At 70.8% G+C, this 16432-nt stretch carries 17 protein-coding genes; 9 read left to right on the forward strand and 8 right to left on the reverse strand.

Annotation, left to right across the window (positions count from 1 at the left end; translation table 11 throughout):
* Positions 1-71: 71 nt before the first annotated feature.
* Positions 72-2216 (reverse strand): transglycosylase domain-containing protein, encoded by a 2145-nt coding sequence (locus AB0383_RS11635; protein ID WP_364170383.1) that lies wholly within the window; start codon positions 2214-2216, stop codon positions 72-74.
* A 345-nt stretch (positions 2217-2561) separates the two neighbouring features.
* On the opposite strand from AB0383_RS11635, the gene AB0383_RS11640 reads away from it, so the two are divergent.
* The gene (locus AB0383_RS11640; protein ID WP_364170386.1) at positions 2562-2858 is read left to right on the forward strand and encodes a WhiB family transcriptional regulator; all 297 of its coding nucleotides are present in this window, start codon (positions 2562-2564) and stop codon (positions 2856-2858) included.
* Between the two features lie 26 nt (positions 2859-2884).
* Here AB0383_RS11640 and AB0383_RS11645 read toward each other — a convergent pair whose 3' ends face one another.
* From AB0383_RS11645 to AB0383_RS11655, 3 genes are read right to left on the reverse strand one after another with little or no spacing between them, the layout of a single operon-like run.
* Positions 2885-4009, reverse strand: coding sequence for an ArsA family ATPase (locus tag AB0383_RS11645; RefSeq protein WP_364170388.1), 1125 nt, complete (start codon positions 4007-4009; stop codon positions 2885-2887).
* Positions 4009-5013: an ArsA-related P-loop ATPase gene (locus AB0383_RS11650; RefSeq protein ID WP_364170390.1), complete on the reverse strand. Its 1005-nt coding sequence runs from the start codon at positions 5011-5013 to the stop codon at positions 4009-4011. The genes AB0383_RS11645 and AB0383_RS11650 overlap by 1 nt, the downstream gene beginning before the upstream one ends.
* Positions 5014-5035: 22 nt before the next feature.
* Entirely contained in the window at positions 5036-5284 is a 249-nt protein-coding gene (locus AB0383_RS11655; RefSeq protein ID WP_364170392.1) for a hypothetical protein, read from the reverse strand.
* A gap of 296 nt (positions 5285-5580) precedes the next feature.
* Between AB0383_RS11655 and AB0383_RS11660 the strand changes: the two genes are divergently transcribed.
* The 7 genes from AB0383_RS11660 to AB0383_RS11690 all read left to right on the forward strand — a co-directional run bounded on the left by AB0383_RS11660 (position 5581) and on the right by AB0383_RS11690 (position 9989).
* On the forward strand, positions 5581-5742 hold the full coding sequence (locus tag AB0383_RS11660; RefSeq protein WP_006238837.1) for a DUF4177 domain-containing protein: 162 nt from the start codon (positions 5581-5583) through the stop codon (positions 5740-5742).
* Between the two features lie 11 nt (positions 5743-5753).
* Positions 5754-6209 carry a RidA family protein gene (locus AB0383_RS11665; protein ID WP_220244881.1) on the forward strand — a complete coding sequence of 152 codons (456 nt, stop codon included), beginning with the start codon at positions 5754-5756 and terminating at the stop codon, positions 6207-6209.
* Positions 6209-6838 (forward strand): hypothetical protein, encoded by a 630-nt coding sequence (locus AB0383_RS11670; protein WP_220244880.1) that lies wholly within the window; start codon positions 6209-6211, stop codon positions 6836-6838. Before AB0383_RS11665 ends, AB0383_RS11670 begins: the two co-directional genes overlap by 1 nt.
* A gap of 37 nt (positions 6839-6875) precedes the next feature.
* Positions 6876-8021 (forward strand): hypothetical protein, encoded by a 1146-nt coding sequence (locus AB0383_RS11675; RefSeq protein ID WP_364170397.1) that lies wholly within the window; start codon positions 6876-6878, stop codon positions 8019-8021.
* Between the two features lie 115 nt (positions 8022-8136).
* Positions 8137-8961, forward strand: coding sequence for an NUDIX hydrolase (locus tag AB0383_RS11680; RefSeq protein ID WP_366186796.1), 825 nt, complete (start codon positions 8137-8139; stop codon positions 8959-8961).
* Between the two features lie 3 nt (positions 8962-8964).
* Positions 8965-9738, forward strand: a complete 774-nt coding sequence (locus tag AB0383_RS11685) for an MBL fold metallo-hydrolase (RefSeq protein ID WP_364170400.1) — start codon at positions 8965-8967, stop codon at positions 9736-9738.
* Complete coding sequence (locus AB0383_RS11690) at positions 9735-9989, forward strand: glutaredoxin domain-containing protein (protein ID WP_220244876.1); 255 nt, start codon at positions 9735-9737, stop codon at positions 9987-9989. The genes AB0383_RS11685 and AB0383_RS11690 overlap by 4 nt, the downstream gene beginning before the upstream one ends.
* A 59-nt stretch (positions 9990-10048) precedes the next feature.
* Here the strand turns inward: AB0383_RS11690 and AB0383_RS11695 are convergent, their stop codons facing one another.
* Positions 10049-11251, reverse strand: coding sequence for a carboxylesterase family protein (locus AB0383_RS11695; RefSeq protein ID WP_366186798.1), 1203 nt, complete (start codon positions 11249-11251; stop codon positions 10049-10051).
* A gap of 5 nt (positions 11252-11256) precedes the next feature.
* Entirely contained in the window at positions 11257-12108 is an 852-nt protein-coding gene (locus AB0383_RS11700; protein WP_366186800.1) for a VOC family protein, read from the reverse strand.
* 101 nt (positions 12109-12209) lie between these two features.
* Between AB0383_RS11700 and AB0383_RS11705 the strand changes: the two genes are divergently transcribed.
* Positions 12210-13193, forward strand: a complete 984-nt coding sequence (locus AB0383_RS11705; RefSeq protein ID WP_366186802.1) for an AsnC family transcriptional regulator — start codon at positions 12210-12212, stop codon at positions 13191-13193.
* A gap of 98 nt (positions 13194-13291) precedes the next feature.
* On the opposite strand, the gene AB0383_RS11710 is transcribed toward AB0383_RS11705, so the two are convergent.
* Both AB0383_RS11710 and AB0383_RS11715 read right to left on the reverse strand, forming a co-directional pair.
* Entirely contained in the window at positions 13292-14356 is a 1065-nt protein-coding gene (locus tag AB0383_RS11710; protein WP_366186804.1) for a DNA polymerase III subunit beta, read from the reverse strand.
* A gap of 64 nt (positions 14357-14420) precedes the next feature.
* On the reverse strand, positions 14421-15683 hold the full coding sequence (locus tag AB0383_RS11715) for an MFS transporter (protein ID WP_366186806.1): 1263 nt from the start codon (positions 15681-15683) through the stop codon (positions 14421-14423).
* Positions 15684-16432 lie beyond the last annotated feature (749 nt).

The following is a 16432-nucleotide window of genomic DNA, read 5'->3' on the forward strand; positions in this document are numbered from 1 at the left end:
GCAAGAATTGCGTCAGCGCTCACACGAAAAAGCGCCGGCCGGGAGACCAAGCTCCCGGCCGGCGCAGAGCATCAACGACCTGTGTACTTCGGATCCTCCGGCGGCAGCTGCGCGATCGGCTGGTCGGCCATGATGTTCTTCATCGCGCCGAACCACGTCTGGGCGGGAGTCTTGCCGCCGAACATGTTGCCGGTGCCGCACGTGGTGACGGTGCCGACGGAGCGGAAGCAGAGGCCGCCGGTGCCGCCTTCGGGGCGGAAGACCATGGCGGCGCCGGCCATCTGCGGGGTGCCGGCGATGAAGGTCGCGGAGCCGTTGTTCTGGGTGGTGCCCGTCTTGCCGAGGATCGGGCGGTTCCAGCCCACGGCCGCGGCCGCTGCGGCCGAGGTGCCGCCCGGCTGGTCGTCCTTGCTCATGCCGACGACCATCGTGTTCGCAAGGCCCTCGGGGACGGCCTGCGTGCAAGCCTCTTCCTTGTACGACACCGTTTTCCCATTGCGGTCCGTGATGCCGGACAGCGGGGTCGGCGGGCACCAGACGCCGCCGCTCAGCAGCGTGGCCGCGACGTTCGCCATTTCCAGGCCGCTGGTCGGGCTGAAGCCGAGCGTGAACGCGCCGACGCCGGGGTTATTGCCCTTGGGGCCGTAGGCCTTCGCCTGGGATTCGGCCTTGTTGGGGTCGTTCGGGTCGACCGTGCCGCCGCCGGTGTTGCTCGCCATGGTGTTCTTCATGCCGAGCCGGATCGCCATGTCGATGCCCGGCGCGGTGCTGCCGAGCTTGTCTTCGAGTGCCACGAAGGCGGTGTTCGGCGAAGTCGCCAACGCGCCCTGCAGGGTGTTCGAAGCGCCGTAGTGGCCGGCGTTACCGACGCAGTACCAGTGCGTGTTCGGTGCGCCGGTGGGTGCGCACTGCGGCTGGCTGCCGGTGAAGACGTGGGACGTATAGCCGTCACCGACCGGGATATTGCTGTAGATCCCGGCAATCCCGCGGTCCAGCACAGCAGCCGTCGTGAAGATCTTGTAGCTCGACCCCGCCCCGCCCGTGTTGTACACGCCGGACGGCAACGCGAACGTCGTCTGCCCCTGATCCGCGTCGATCCCGTAATCCCGGTTCGCCGCCAGAGCCACCACTTCATGTCGCGTTTTCCCCGGCCGCACAAGGGAAAGCGTGTTCGCCACGTTTTTCTGCGTCTTCTTGACCTGCGTCTCCGCCGAGACCTTCGCCTCGTGGTTGGCCTTTTCGTCCAGGGTGGTCTTGATCGTGTACCCACCCGTGTACAGGTCGTCCTTGTCGAAGCCGGCCTTCAGGAGGTAGTCCTCGACGTACTGGCAGAAGAACCCGTTCTCCGGGCCGGCGCCGGTGCAGTTCGACGCGGGCTTGGCGGGGGCGTCGGGGACCACGCCCAGCGGCGAGGCCTTGAAGCGCTCCGCGTCGGCCTTCGCGAGCTTCCTGTTGTCCACCATGCGGTCGAGCACGAGGTTGCGGCGAACGGTGGCCTTGTCCGGGTGCTTCCACGGGTCGTTGTTGATCGGATTGTTCACGAGGCCCGCGAGCAGCGCCGCCTGGGGCACCGTCAGTTTCTCGGGCGTGGTGTTGAAGTACGCGTGCGCGGCGGCGCCGATGCCGAAGATCTGGCGCGAGAACTCGACGATGTTCAGGTACCCGGCCAGGATCTGCTGCTTCGACAGCTTCGTCTCGAGCTGAATGGCGATCCGCGCTTCCTTGAGCTTGCGCGCGAGAGTCTGCTCCTGAGCCTTCTCCTGGCCGACCTTGTCGCCTCGGTAGACCACGTTGATCAAGTAGTTCTTCACGTACTGCTGCGTGAGCGTCGAGGCACCCTGCGTGTCACCGCCGGTGCTGTTGGACACGGCCGCGCGCAGCGTGCCTTGCCAGTCGACGCCGTGGTGCTCGTAGAAGCGCTTGTCCTCCACCGACACCAGGGCCCACTGCATGGCCTCGTTGATCTCGTCGGCCGCCACCGGGATGCGGTACTGGTCGTACAGCGTCGCGATGGGCTTGCCGCCCGAGTCGGTGATCGTCGTCACCAGGGGTGGCGGGATGTCGGCGAGGTCGGACGATGTCTTCTCCACCGTCTCGCTCGCCTGATTCGACGCAACGCCGGCCGCGCCCACCACGGGGAACAGGATTCCGGCGACGAGCACCCCCGCGAGCAGACAGAGGCCGATGAGCTTGAAGAGACCGTCCGTTTTGCGCACGAAGGCCAGGGTACTGAAGGCCTGTAGTGCTCCCGTTACCTCACACCCGCCAGGGGTCGACAGTCGTGACAAAACGGACCCCATGAGGTGACTTCCGGTAACGGAATGCATGCTAGGTCTTGGCGGGGGGAACCGAGGGCCCCTACAGTCCGTCAACGTCTCACGAAAGATTTTTTGCCGACCGACGGCCCAGTGCGAGTGGGAGCTCCTCTGGACCGAACGGCGGCAGCGGCACCGGGGAGGTGCCGTCACCGACGTGAGAGCTAGAGGGAGACACGCTCGCGGGGGTGGGAGCGGGAGCTTCACCTTCGCTGGTGTCGAACACCAGGGTAGGGAGCTGGGGGTATGGAGACCAACCAGTCGAGCTGGCGCATGAGCGCGTCGTGCCGGGATGCGGATCCCGACGGGCTCTTCGTGCGCGGGGCCGAGCAGAACCGGGCGAAAGCCGTGTGCATGGGGTGCCCGGTTCGCACGGAATGCCTCGCCGAGGCACTCGACGGCCGGATCAGTTTCGGTGTCTGGGGTGGCATGACCGAACGCGAGCGCCGCGCGTTGCTGCGCCGGCGTTCCGATGTCACCAGCTGGACCGAGCTGCTGGAAGCCGCAAAGCGTGACGCGGTGGAAAGCGCGCAGGTCAGCTGACCGGCTCGTGAGTGGCTGAGCCGAGCTCAGTCACTCACGAGCTTGGTCCCGATGTCGCGCAGACCTTCGAGGTCGTGCACGTCACCGGCCAACGCCGGCACTCGCACCAGCGGCACTTCGGGATGTGCTTTCGTGAACCGCGCCAGCAGCCGGTTCTCGCGCTCGGCCAGCGCCACGCGGTCGGCGTGCAGCCGCAGCACGGCCTCGGCCAGCGGCGCGCTCGTGTCACCCTTCTGCAACGACTCCGCGGCCGCGATCGCCTCCGATGCCGAAAGCGACGCGAGTACCGGGTGCGTCCGGTTCGCGACGAGACCTGCGAGCGGCATCGACTCACCCGCGAGCCGCTCGACGAAGTACGAAGCCTCGCGCAGCGCGTCGGGCTCCGGTGCGGCGATCACGAGGAACGACGTGCCGCTGGAGCGCAGCAGCTCCGCCGTCTTGCGCGCCCGCTCGCGGAACCCGCCGAACATGCTGTCGAAGGCCTGCATGAACGCCGACGCGTCGGCCAGCAGCTGGCCGCCGATGATCGTCGACACGGCCTTCGCGAACATCGAGAACCCCGCGCTGACGACCTTGCGCAGCCCCCAGCCACCCGCCTTCGCGGGGCCGGTCAGCAGCCGGATCATGCGCCCGTCGAGCGCGCTGGACAGGCGCGTCGGCGCGTCCAGGAAGTCGAGCGCCGAGCGGCTCGGCGGCGTGTCGACGATGATCAGGTCCCAGTCGTCGGTGGCGGCGAGCTGACCCAGCTTCTCCATCGCCATGTACTCCTGCGTGCCGGAGAACGACGTGGAAATGGTCTGGTAGAAGGGATTCTGCAGCAGCTGCTCGGCGCGCTCGGGGCCGGCGTGCACGCGCACCATGTCGTCGAACGTGCGGCGCATGTCGAGCATCATCGCCCACAGCTCGCCCTTGGGCTCGAACCCTTCCACCCGCACCTGACGCGGGTGGTTGCCCAGCTCGCGCAGCCCCAGCGCCTGTGCCAGCCGGCGCGCCGGGTCGATGGTCAGGACCACCGTCTGCCGGCCGCGCTCGGCCGCGCGCAACGCGAGCGCCGCCGCGGTGGTCGTCTTGCCGACACCGCCGGAGCCGCAGCACACGATCACGCGGCTCTCCGGGTCGTCGAGCAGGGCGTCGACGTCGATCAGCGTCATCAGCGCACCCCCTGGTCCAGCAACGCTTCCGCGAGGTCGTAGAGCGATGCCACGTCCACGCCGTCGGTGACCTCCGGCAGCTTCAGCGTCGGCAGGTCCGCCTCGGCGAGCTGCTCGCGCGCCCGCTGCTCGGCGGCCACGCGCACGGCGTGCTCCACGGTCTCCTCCACCAGCGCGTCGAGCGTCCCGTCCGGCAGCTTCAGCCCGGCCGATGCGAGGCCCGAGCGCACGCGGCCGGCGTCGACGCGACCGTCGGCGGCCGCCGTGACGGAACGCGCGGGCAGGCGCGGCGGGCGCACGCGGTTGACCAGTACGGCGCCGGGACGCAAGTCGGCACCGTCGAGCTCCGCCACGGCATCCACCGTCTCGCGCACCGGCATCTCCTCCAGCAGCGTGGTGAGGTGGATGGCGGTCTCGCCCGAGTGCAGCAGCCGCACGACGCCGTCGGCCTGGCCGCGGATCGGGCCGGTTTTGGCGAGGTCGGTCAGGGCCTTGGTGACGTCGAGGAACTTGACCACGCGGCCGGTGGGCGGCGAGTCGACCACCACGGCGTCGTAGGTGTGGCGGCCGTCGGACTCCGTGCGGCCCACGCACTCCTTGATCTTCCCGGTGAGCAGGACGTCACGAAGACCCGGCGCGAGCGTCGTCGCGAACTCGATCGCGCCCATCCGCCGCAGCGTCCGGCCGGCGAAGCCCAGGTTGTAGAACATCTCGAAGTACTCGAGCAGCGCGGCCTCGACGTCGATGTGCAGCGCGCGCAGCTCGCCCCCGCCGGGGACGGACGCGATGCGCTGCTCCGCGTACGGCAACGGCTCCGTGTCGAAGAGCTGGGCGATGCCCTGGCGGCCCTCGACCTCGATCAGCAGCACCCGGCGGCCCTCGCGCGCGAGGGCCAGGCCCAGCGCCGCGGCGAGGGTGGTCTTGCCGGTGCCGCCCTTGCCGGTGACGAAGTGCAGCCGGGCCCGGGTGAGCTCGTCGGGCCAGCCGGCGGAGGGTGTGGTCACACCGTCAACACTAAACCGGCGCTCAGCCGGCGAGCACCATGACGCCGACCGCAGCCGCGACCGCCGCGACGAGGATCCAGGTGAGCGCGCCGGGCAGCACGGTGAGCGTGAGCACGGCCACCACCACCAGCGCCGTGAACGTGATCGCGCCGCTGACCGCGACCCGGGCCGAGCTGTTCACGTGGTCGCGCACCTTGGCCATCACCACGAGCACGAGCGGCAACCCGGCCGCGCCGAGCAAGGCGGTCGCGACGATCCGCCACGTCTCCACCCCGCCAACGGTAGCTGCTGTGACGGGCGCCTTCACGGACGCAAAGCCTCCAAGGCGCCCTTCACCGATCTACCTGGCCAAACCAGCCCAACCACACCGCGAGATCGCGCCGGCTCCAAGGCGATCTCGCCCGCCCCGGCGGAGCCGGGGCCAAAAACCCTGTGAAGTGGACCACATTCACCGACGGTCGGTGAGTCGTTCACCTGGACGGGTGCACCTGTGTTCCCCTGAGCGGCCCGGCCGTTGGACGGCGGCGGCCATGACCGCCCTTGCCCGCTTGGCTACGCTCCCGGGTCATGAGCGCCACCAAATGGGAGTACGCGACCGTCCCCCTGCTGATCCACGCGACGAAGCAGATCCTCGACCAGTGGGGCGAGGACGGCTGGGAGCTGGTCACCGTGCTGCCGAACCCGAGCGGCGAGCAGCACGTCGCGTACCTCAAGCGCCCGAAGAACTGAGGGGACCCGTCGTGACCTGGACTTCCCGGCTCGCCGAGCTCGGCATCGAACTGCCCGGCGTCGCCGCGCCGCTGGCCGCCTACGTGCCGGCTGTGCAGAGCGGCTCGCACGTCTACACCTCCGGCCAGCTGCCCTTCGTCGACGGCACGCTCGCCGCGACCGGCAAGGTCGGCGCGGAGGTCAGCCCCGAAGAGGCCAAGGGCCACGCCCGCACCTCCGTGCTCAACGCGCTGGCCGCGGTACACGCGCTCGTGGGCATCGACTCGGTGACGCGGATCGTCAAGGTGGTCGGCTTCGTCGCGTCCGCGGAGGGCTTCACCGGCCAGCCCGCGGTGATCAACGGTGCGTCCGAGCTGCTCGGCGAGATCTTCGGCGACGCGGGCAAGCACGCCCGCTCGGCCGTCGGCGTCGCGGAGCTGCCCATCGGGGCGCCCGTGGAGGTCGAATTGATCGTGGAGGTGAAGTGATGGACCCCGACATCGAACAGTCGCTGCACGAGCTGCTGATCCGGCTCGCGGGCCGCACGCCCGACCAGCTCCTGTGGCGGTTCCGCGACTGGCTGGGCGAGGGCGCGATGGGCACGCTCGCGCGCACGCTGCCCAGGTCTTTGCTTAAGCACAGGATCGATTTGGACCAAACCGAGTACCGCCTGCTCGTCGCGGGTCTCATCCCGCACGGCGCCGACTGGCACCAGGTGAGTTCCACCCTGGGGGTAGACGACGTCACCGAGACCAGGTACACATTCACACCGAGTGCGCCCGAATGGGTGAACTCAGTCGACTCTGTGTCCGTCTTGCTCCACGCAACGTTGCGAGGACGCGCGGATGTGGGGGAAGTGCGGCAAAGCTGGCGACACCTCGGTGTGGTCGGTGAGGGTGGGGCCAAGCGAGTCCTGCTGGTGACGGCGACGTCCGGGCTGCCGAGGCTCACCGGCGAACTGCAGCGCGTGCTGCGGGTGCTGGGGGACGAGGAACCGAGCGTCGAGGTCATCCCACCGCGCTTCGACCTTCCCGGGTACCACCGGGCCGCGCTCGCCAATTCCGAGCTGGTCTGCGTCGGCGCCGCGGGTTCCGGTAATCGACTCGTCGCCGCTTAACGCTCGAGCCGCCAGGCGAGCTGGGAGGAGCAGAGCAATGGTGGAGGTTCACGAAGGCCCGCCCATGGACGGGTTCTCGGTGCCCCTGCGCCTGCACAACTTGTTGCTGGCCCTGGCGGGCCGCATCGACGACAGCGCGCTCACCGAAGCGCGCGAGCTGATCGCCCGCGCGCACATCGACGAAGCCGTGGAACTGACGACCGGCACGCTCATCGCGGGCCGCATCTCCGTCAGCTCGGCCGAGCAGCGCGAGCTGGCGCTGGTGCTCGAGATGAGCCGGTCGGACGCGACGCTCGCCAACGACCTGCTGGTCGACGAGGCCGAGCAGGTCCACAGCCACCGTTTCACCGGCGACAACCAGCCGGAGTTCGGGCTGGCCGAGGCGCTCGACCGCACCCTGCAGGTGCTGCCGGACGTCCGCTCGGTGCACGCGGTGTGGCGCAACACCCCGGCGGGTTCCGTGCCGGGTGCGCTGCCGCAGCGCGTGGTGCTGGTGGAGCTGGGCCCGGAGGGCAACCCGCCCGCGGTCGCGTTCCGCGTCGACACGGCCCTGCGCCGCGCCGGCATCCGCTCGGTCGTCGAGGTCAGCGGCCCGGGTGTCGCGCGGTCCGCGTACCACCAGTCGGCCGCGTCCGTAGCCACGCCGGTGTGGGTCACCGGCAGCACGCACACGACGACCTCGGACTACCGGCCCGAGCCGGTCGTGACGCCATCGCCGGCTCCGACTCCGGCACCCACCCCGGTGCCGACGCCCGTGGTGGAGCCGGTGGTGATGGAGGCTCCGAGCCGGCACAGCATCCGGCAGGCGCCCGAGGCCGTCGCCCCCGTGGTGCCGATCGTGCAGAACGCGCCCACCCCACCGGTGGACAACTCGCGCAAGTCGCGGTCGGAGACGCGCGCCGAGCGCACCGCCGACCTGACGCCGGCCGAGGTCGCCCAGCTGCGGCAGGCGCTGGCCGAGGACCCGGAGAAGGGCCGCGAGATCGCCGCGGGCAAGCCGAGCATGCACGAGGTCGTGGAGCTGCCGGCGCTGGACCTCGACGACCCGAGCCTGTCGGAGCGCGACCGGGCGCTGCTGCGGGAGCTGCACGAGGAGTTGGCCGAGCGCGAACGCGCCGAGGCGGCCCGGCTGCGGCTCAACGGCGCGTCCCGTTCGGGTGGCGACCGCTGGTCGTCGTCCTGAGGTTCTGACGTTGCGATCGCAGCCCCGGGCCCCGCGTGGGTCCGGGGCTGCGGTGCGTCGGTGACATGTCACAACTTGTGGGCGTGAGGTCACGGGTGCGAGGTATGTTGCCTCGGTGGATCGGCCGCGTGAGTTCCTTTTCGACATCCCCGTAGGGGCCGGAGTCAGCACGAGGGCGAACGCCGACGGCCCACCTGTGAAGCCCAAGGACGCCGCCACGGTGATCCTCACCCGCGACGGCGCGGACGGTCTCGAAGTCTTCCTGCAGCACCGCGTGAAGGGCATGCCCTTCGCCGGCGGCATGACCGTGTTCCCCGGCGGCGGGGTGGATCCGCGCGACGCCGACGCGTCCGTCGCGTGGGCCGGACCGCCGCCGAGCTGGTGGGCTGCGCAGTTCACGTGCGACGAGAGCCTCGCCCGCGCGCTCGTGTGCGCGGCCGTGCGCGAGACGTTCGAGGAGTCCGGCGTGCTGCTGGCGGGCACGGAAGACGCGGTGGTCGCCGATGTCGCGCCGTACGCCGAAGCCCGGAAAGCTCTGGAGAGCAGGGAAATCTCGCTCGCCGCGTTCCTCGCCGACGCCGGGCTGACGCTGCGGGCGGACCTGCTGCGGCCGTTCGCCCACTGGGTCACGCCGCCGCAGGAACCGCGCCGCTACGACACTCGCTTTTTCTCCGCGAAGCTGCCCGAAGGCCAGCGCGCGGACGGTGCGACCTCCGAGGCGCACGCCACGGGCTGGCAGCGCCCGTCGGCCGCGATCGGCGACGCCCGCGAAGGCCGCCGCATGCTGATGCCCCCGACGTGGCTCACGCTCGTCGAGGTCGACGAGTTCGCCTCGGCCGAAGCCCTGCTGGCCGCTCCGCGCGAGATCGTGCGGACCATGCCGACGCTCATCAAGGAAGGCGACCGCTTCCGCGTCGTCCTTGACCTGACGGAGGTCTGACCGGTGACTGCTCCCGCGTACGGCGTGCTTCGCCGCGTCTCCGAGACTGCGCAGGTGCTGCTGGAGAACAACCCGTCGACGATGACGCTCGAGGGCACGAACAGCTGGGTCCTGCGTGGTCCGGACGCGTCGGCCGGCGTGGTTGTCGACCCCGGGTACCACGACCTGGAGCACCTGGAGAAGCTCGCGGCTGTCGGTGCCGTGGAGCTCGTGGTCCTGACCCACCACCACGCCGACCACGCCGAGGGCGCGCCGTGGTTCGCCGAGCGCGTGGGCGCGCCGATCCGGGCGTTCGACGCTTCGCTGTGCGTCGGCGCCCCGGCCTTGGCCGACGGTGAGGTATTCACCGCGGGCGGGCTCGAGTTCCACGTGCTGCACACGCCCGGGCACACCGACGATTCCGTCTCCCTGCACGTCGCCGGCCAGATCCTCACCGGCGACACGATCCTCGGGCGCGGCACGACCGTGCTCAAGGACCTCGGCGATTACCTGCGGTCGCTGCGCAAGCTCATCGAGCTGCCCGACGGCACGCCCGGCCTGCCCGGCCACGGCCCGGACGTGGCGGATCTGCCCGCGACCGCACGCGAATACCTGGCCCACCGGGAACAGCGGCTGGACCAGGTGCGTTCCGCCTTGAAGGTGCTCGGGGCCGACGCGTCGCCGCGACAGGTGGTCGAGGTGGTCTACGCGGACGTCGACCGGGCGCTGTGGGCGCCTGCAGAAATGAGCGTGCGGGCGCAGCTGGACTACCTACGTGCTTCGGAGGACGGGCGATGAGTGACGTCGAGGTCGAGTTCTACTGGCGGCCGGGCTGCGGCTTTTGCGCGGCGCTGCGGCGGCCGCTGATGGCGAGCGGCCTGAACGTCAAGGAGATCAACATCTGGGAGGAGCCGGGCGCGGCCGAGCGTGTACGCGAGGTGGCGAACGGCAACGAGACCGTACCGACTGTGATCGTCGGGTCGACCGCGATGGTGAACCCATCGTTCGCCGAGGTCGAGGCGGCGGTGAAGGCTGCTTCGGCGGCCTGACGGCTTGGAAAGGGCCGCTCACCGGGCTGGTGAGCGGCCCTTTCCGCGTTCGGAACCGATCAGAACGCGGTGAGCAGCGGGGTGTCGACGACCGGGCGTTCACCGTGGAGGAACTGAGCCCACACTCGGCGTAGGTCGTTGATCTCGGGCAATCCTTCGGGGGCGCCCGCGAGGCAGGCGGCTTCCGGCACGGCGTCGTGCGTGCCGAAGAGGAACGGGACGTCGAGGCAGTGGCAGGCCCCGTACGGATTACCGGGGGCGGACCAGTCGAAGCGCACGAGGGTCGCGTCTTCGTCGAATTGCTTGGTCAGCCGTGGGAGGTCGCCGCTGAAGAGGGCGGCCGTCTGCTGATCGACTTGGGCTTGGGGCGCTGCGGGATCGTAGGCGCGGACTTCGTCGCGGGTCCAGCTGACGAGAGCGCGGCCGGGTTTCGCGGCGGCGATCAGGTCCTCGGCCACGAGGTCGTGGTCGGCGACGAGCTGGAACGGCGGCGCGATCCCGGTCTTGACCTGGGCGGCGAGTGTCTTGAGGCCGTCGAGCAGCTGAGCCGTGGGCATCGTCGTGAGCTCTTGGGCGCTGGTCGCACCGAGGGCGTGGAGGTACTTCTCCGCCCAGCCCGCGGCTTGGTCCGGGGTCTGCGGCGCCAGGCCGACCGGCGCGCTCTGCAGCCCGATCTGGTGCATCAGGCCCTGCGCGCGAGCAGCGGACCAGAGGGTGAGCGTCGACTGCGCACCTGCCGACTGGCCGGCGAGCGTCACGCGTGCGGGGTCGCCACCGAAGGCCGCGGCGTTGTCGCGCACCCACTCCAGCGCGGCGAGCTGGTCGGCGATGCCGAGGTTGGGCGGCGCGACGCCGTCGAGCGGCAGGAAGCCGAACACACCGAGGCGGTAGTTGAGGGAGACCACGACGACGTCGGCCTCGTTCGCGAGGCGCGTGCCGTCGTACCAGCCCTGGCCGCCGGAGCCGGTGAGGAACGCGCCGCCGTGGATCCACACCAGAACCGGGCGCGAGCCGGTGGTCGAGGGCGTGAAGACGTTGAGCGACAGGCAATCCTCCGACTGCGCCAGCGTCATCGGCCCGACGACGGGCTCGAGACGCGACGGCAGCTGGATCGCCGCCGGGCCGGGTTCCAGTGCGTCGCGCACGCCTGTCCACGCGGGGGCTTCGGCCGGCGGCTGGAAGCGTTCCTGACGGGCGTAGGGGATCCCGCGGAACGCGCCGCCCGCGCCGCGGACCAAGCCGGCGGTCGTCTCGATGATCATCACGTTCACCTTTCCACGAAACCGAGGGCCGCACCGCCCGCGTGGGCGGCGGGGACGAAGAAGCCGCCGTCGCGAAGATCGACGGTCGGAAGGCCGGCGTCGGCGGCCAGTTTCCTTGCGGGAGTGAGGGTTTCGACGGCGACGGTCTGCGCCGCGAAGTACGGCAGGCGGGGCGCCTGCTCACCCGGGAGAACGTCGTCGAGCCGGGTCGCGGGGACGAGGTCGAGCCGCCCCGTGCTCAGGGCGAAGGAGTTGTCGGTGGGCTTCTGGTCCAGGATCTGTTCGTAGCGCCGGGTGTAGGCGGGCAGGTCGGCGTCGGCGACGACGAGCTGGACGCTGTCGAGACCTTTCGCCGTGTTGGCATGGCTGAGGAACTGCGGCTGGAACACGTACTCCGGCGTGAGGTGCTCGGCCGTGTGCAGGATGCCTTCCGGCGTGCGGTCGCGGAGCAGGTGGACGCTGCGGAACCGCGCGGTGCGGGGTCCTTCGGGGGTGTCGACGTCTCGTTGCAGGGAAAGCACGCCGGACTTCGACAGGCCGGCCTCGCGCAACCGGCGCTCGGCGGCCTCGGTGTCGGGGACGCCGAAGGACACGCCGTGCAGGCCGTCGCCGCGCGCGACGATCGGCAGCACGTGCCACGGGTCGCCCGCCTTCGCGTCGACGATCCCGATCAGCTCGACGAACGAGCCGCCGAAGTAGGCACAGCGGTTGGCCGTGCAGCTGAGCGTCGGCTCGCTGCCGCTGGTGCCCGCGGCGAAGTGGCGCGACGGTGGGCTGAGGGTGAAGCCGAGCTGCTCGTAGAGCTGCCAGACGCGCTCGTAGTGCTGGGCCAGGAAGACGGTGTGGTCGAGGTTCATACGCGGCTCCTTTCGGTGACCCCGACTCTCGTCCGTGCTGGTGATTCAGGGTGCTCATTCGCTCCAAGTGCTCTGAATTCGACAGGGAATAGGCTGATCCGGTGGATTCACCTCAGCTCGACGACCTCGACCGCCGGCTGACGCACGCGTTCCAGCTCGACGGGCGCGTGCCGTTCAGCCGCCTGGCCGAGGTGCTGGGCGTGTCGGACCAGACCGTGGCGCGCCGCTACCACCGGCTGCGTTCGGCGGGGGTGGTGCGGGTCGTGGGCGTGCCGGAGGTGACGAGGCTCGGGCGCGTGCAGTGGCTGCTTCGCGTGCGCTGCATGCCCGACGCGGCCGGCGTGATCGCCACGGCCCTGGCGCGGCGCGACGACACGTCGTGGGTCAGCCTGACGTCCGGCGGCACGGAGATCGCCTGCTACACCTCGGCGCCCCGGCAGGAGGCCGACGAGGGTCTGTTGCTCGGGCAGCTGCCGCGCACGCCGCGCGTGGTGTCGGTGACGGCGCATCGGCTGCTGCGTCGCTTTGCCGGTGGTCCGGCGGGCTGGCCGGGCCGGGCGAGTGCGTTGGACGCCACTCAGGTCGCCGCGCTGACCCCTGTCTGGGACGGCCGCGCCAGTGAAGGCACCGTGTCGCCGCGCCTGGAACCCGGTGACGACGCCCTCTTCGCCGCCTTGGCCCACGACGGCCGCGCCTCGCTGGCCACCCTCGCCGCCGCGTCGGGACGCTCCGAAACGACCGTCCGCCGCCGCCTCGAGCACCTGCGCGCCACGGGCGCCCTGTACTTCGACGTCGAGGTCGACGCCGCCCTGCTCGGCGCGTCCCTGTCGGCCCTGCTGTGGCTTGGCGTCACCCCGTCCCGCCTCGACGCCGTCGCCCGCGAGGTGGCGACCTACCCGGAAGTCGCGCTCGTCGCCGCCACCACCGGTCCGACCAACCTGACCCTCAGCATCGGCTGCCGCGACGACGACGCCCTCTACAACTTCCTCGCCACGCGCCTCGGCGCCCTCCCCGGCGTCCACCAGGTCGAGACGGCGCCTATGATCCGGACGATCAAACGCTCGGGCAGCTGGACCGGCTGGTGAGTTCGCTCAGCCGGAGATGGCGCCGATCGAACCGCCGGGCCAGACTCCACTCCACTCCACTCGACCACGCCCGCGTCGGCGCAGCCGACGCAAACGATTCAGCGCAGCATCGGCATGAGGTAGTACGTGAGGCTCACCTCCTGCGCCTCTGCCGCCGTCAGGACGCACGCGCGCAGCCCCGGCTGGATCGACAGCCGCACGGTGGAGTCCGCGAAGGGCGCGAGGGCGTCCAGGAGATAACGCGCCTGGAACGACGGCGAGGTGCGGCCACCGCAAACGTTTGCCTTCAGGGTTTCCTCGGCTTCGCCCGTGTCGGCGCGAGTGCTGGCGAGGCGGACGTGCGCGTCGCCCACCTCGAGGGTCAGGACGCGCCGGTCTTCGGCGTAGACGCCGACGCGGCGGATGGCCGCGGCGAGGACGTCGGCGGGCAGCTCGACCTCCGTGTCGACCTCGCCGGACGGGATGGCGTCGGCCGACAGGAACCCCGCGTCGAGGACGGCGGTGGTGACGGTGCCGCCGGCCCAGCCCAGGCCGAAGTGGCCGGTGTCGGCGTGAAGGGTGAGCGTGCCGGCGGCGTGGCGCGTGGCCTCGGTCAGCAGGCGCGCGGGCACGAGCACGTCGAGCGGCCCCCACGCCGCTCGCAACGGCACGCGCCCCACGGCCATCCGGTAGCGGTCCGAGGCGGTGAGCACGAGCGTGTCACCGGAGCTCTGCACGCGCACGCCCGTGAAGAGCGGCAGCGGATCGTCCTTGGCGGCCGTGCCCGCGACCGTGCGGACCGCGGCCGCCAGCAGCTCCCCGTCCACTCCGGACAACCGCGGTGGCTGCGGGGGCTCCACGCGCGCACCCCGGTCCAGCAGCGGCAAGGCGAAGCGCGCCCCTGCCACGCGCACCGCCAGCCGGCTGCCTTCGACGACCAGGCGCACCTGGTCGACGTCCAGCATCTTCAGCGTCTCGGCCAGCGGCGCCGCCGGTACGAGCACCTCCCCGTCGGTGTGGGACGTCGCCGGGCACGCCAAGCGCACGGACAGGTCGCGGTCGCTGCCGGCGACCTCGAGCCCGTCCGCGTCGGTGCGCAGCCGCAGCGCGGCCTGCCTCGGGAGCAGGCGCGCGGCGGCGTTCACGGCCGTGGACAGTGGCCGTGCCGGTGACGTCAGATCCATGCCCGCGAAGCTAGCGCGGGCCACCGACAAAAACTGGCAACGATACCGCTGACCTCCTGAAACGTCAGTGGCCGGCGCCCACGAGCTCACCCGAGCCGGTCGGCTCCGCGGCCGGCGCGCGCACCGTGCCGCGCATCAGCCACACCACGACCGCCAGCGCCACCCCGGCCACGCCGGCGGCCAGGAACGACGCGCTCGGGCCCGAGTGCTCGACCAGGTAACCGCTCACCGACTGGCCCGCGGCCAGCCCCAGCGTCACCGCCGTGAGGACCCAGCCGAAGGCCTCCGCGGCCGTACCACGCGGCGCGACGTTCTCGATCGCCGTCGAGTGCGTGGTCGACTGCGGCGTGATCAGCGCGCCCGCCAGCAACATCAGCAGCGCCAGCGCCCACAGCGACGACGGCAGCGCCAGCAGCGCCACCAGTGCGCCGAACCCGCCCAGCAACGCGGGCAGGCGCAGGCCCAGCCGGCGCGGCCACGGGTGCAGGCTGTACGCCACGCCGAACGCCACCGACGTCAGTGACCACGCCGAAAGCAGCAGCCCGCTCAGCGCCGCGTGCCCGGACTCCGTCGCGGCGGCCGGCACGGCCACCTCGACGAACCCGATCACCACACCGAAGCCCAGCGCGGCCACGGCCAGCGTCCGCATGCCCGGGCTGGCCAGCGCACCCAGCAGTCGCGTCTTCGCGCGCGGAGCAGGACCCCAGGCGCGCACGGCGGGGCTCAGCGCGAACACCGTCGCGCCGGTGACCATCGCCGCGGCACCCGCGACCATGCCCGTGCCGGCCCAAGGCGCCGTGATCAGCAGACCCGCGATACCCGGGCCGAGGATGAAGAACACCTCCATGCTGATCGCTTCGTACGAGAAGGCCGCGTTGCGCGCGGTGCCTTCCGGAATCAGCTTCGTCCACAACGCACGCGAGGCCGACCCGATCATCGGCTCCGACAGACCCGTGGCGGCGGCCAGCGCGACCAGCAGGAACGTCGGCGCGTGGGCCTCGATCGCCAGGGCCAGCGCGACCATCGACAGCGCGAACAGTCCCACCGTGACCAGCAGCGGACGCGTCGGCCCGTAGCGGTCGATGAGGCGCCCCTGCACCACCGCGCCCACGGACACGCCGGCGAGGGAGCTGGCGGAAACCAGCCCGGCGGCGGCGAACGAGCCGGTCTCGCGCTGCACGTAGAGCAGCGCCGAGATGCCGATCATCGCGATCGGCAAGCGGGCGAGCACCGACGCGAAGACCGGGCGGCGAGAGCCGGGGGCCCTCAGCGCGGCACGGTAGTCGGCGAGTGTGGTGCGACCTTCGGAGCGAGCAGAGTGGGACACGCGTACCAGTATGCCTGCGAGTGGTACGGAAGTACCAGTTGTTTTGCGGTCAGGTGCGTCACCTCCATCGAACGGCTTCGGTTACGCCGCAGAGGTCTCGATCCCGTAACGCTCTATGGATTCTCAGTGAACTAGTGCAACGAAACGGCCGAAGCGGCGTCCTTGAGAGTGAATGGCCTTGAATTCGTGGGTAGTGGCCATGATGGTTGAGAAACAGCACATCCCAACTCCCTCCGGCATACGGGTCGGGGCCTGAACCGGAGGGCGGGGAGCGCGGGTCGTCGGGGGATGGTCCGCGCGAGGCAAGGAGCCGGTGCGCCACGTCGGGGGTGGCGCCCGGCTCCCTGTCTTTGGCGGTGTCTTTGGCGTCGGCTCCGCCGCCGCGTGCGGGATCGCCTCAAGCCGATGTCTTCGCTTCTGCCTTCGCCGGCTGGGGCCGTCGAAAGCAGAAGCGAAAACACCGGCGCGATCCCGCCGGGTGGTCCACTCAGTTTCCCTGTTGTGGAAGAAAAACGCGCCGCGACACGGCCCGGTCGACAGGACGCCGCTCGTGTGGGGGACGCCCATAAAGTCTGGAGCCCAGCTGTAGCCCCAAAAGCCTCAGAAGCGACGAAAGCCACCCGGCGCTGTTACGGCGAGGGTGGCCTTCGCTCAACGAAGAGTGGGGGCGTGGTGACCACAGCCGCGGGTTGCGACCCCCAACAGGACAGAGCCGCTGTTGTTGGGGGCGGGGGGGGGCCGCACCCCCG

Origin of the sequence: Amycolatopsis sp. NPDC051373 (genome assembly GCF_040689465.1) — a bacterium.
In the GTDB taxonomy this organism is placed as follows: Bacteria; Actinomycetota; Actinomycetes; order Mycobacteriales; family Pseudonocardiaceae; genus Amycolatopsis.

What these genes read in the sequence shown, in the direction of transcription:
- AB0383_RS11690 (WP_220244876.1), top strand. Translation starts at nt 9,735, where the DNA reads ATGAGTGACGTCGAGGTCGAGTTCTACTGGCGGCCGGGCTGCGGCTTT.
- AB0383_RS11700 (WP_366186800.1), bottom strand. Translation starts at nt 12,108, where the DNA reads ATGAACCTCGACCACACCGTCTTCCTGGCCCAGCACTACGAGCGCGTC.
- AB0383_RS11670 (WP_220244880.1), top strand. Translation starts at nt 6,209, where the DNA reads ATGGACCCCGACATCGAACAGTCGCTGCACGAGCTGCTGATCCGGCTC.
- AB0383_RS11645 (WP_364170388.1), bottom strand. Translation starts at nt 4,009, where the DNA reads ATGACGCTGATCGACGTCGACGCCCTGCTCGACGACCCGGAGAGCCGC.
- AB0383_RS11695 (WP_366186798.1), bottom strand. Translation starts at nt 11,251, where the DNA reads ATGATCATCGAGACGACCGCCGGCTTGGTCCGCGGCGCGGGCGGCGCG.
- AB0383_RS11640 (WP_364170386.1), top strand. Translation starts at nt 2,562, where the DNA reads ATGGAGACCAACCAGTCGAGCTGGCGCATGAGCGCGTCGTGCCGGGAT.
- AB0383_RS11675 (WP_364170397.1), top strand. Translation starts at nt 6,876, where the DNA reads ATGGTGGAGGTTCACGAAGGCCCGCCCATGGACGGGTTCTCGGTGCCC.
- AB0383_RS11710 (WP_366186804.1), bottom strand. Translation starts at nt 14,356, where the DNA reads ATGGATCTGACGTCACCGGCACGGCCACTGTCCACGGCCGTGAACGCC.
- AB0383_RS11660 (WP_006238837.1), top strand. Translation starts at nt 5,581, where the DNA reads ATGAGCGCCACCAAATGGGAGTACGCGACCGTCCCCCTGCTGATCCAC.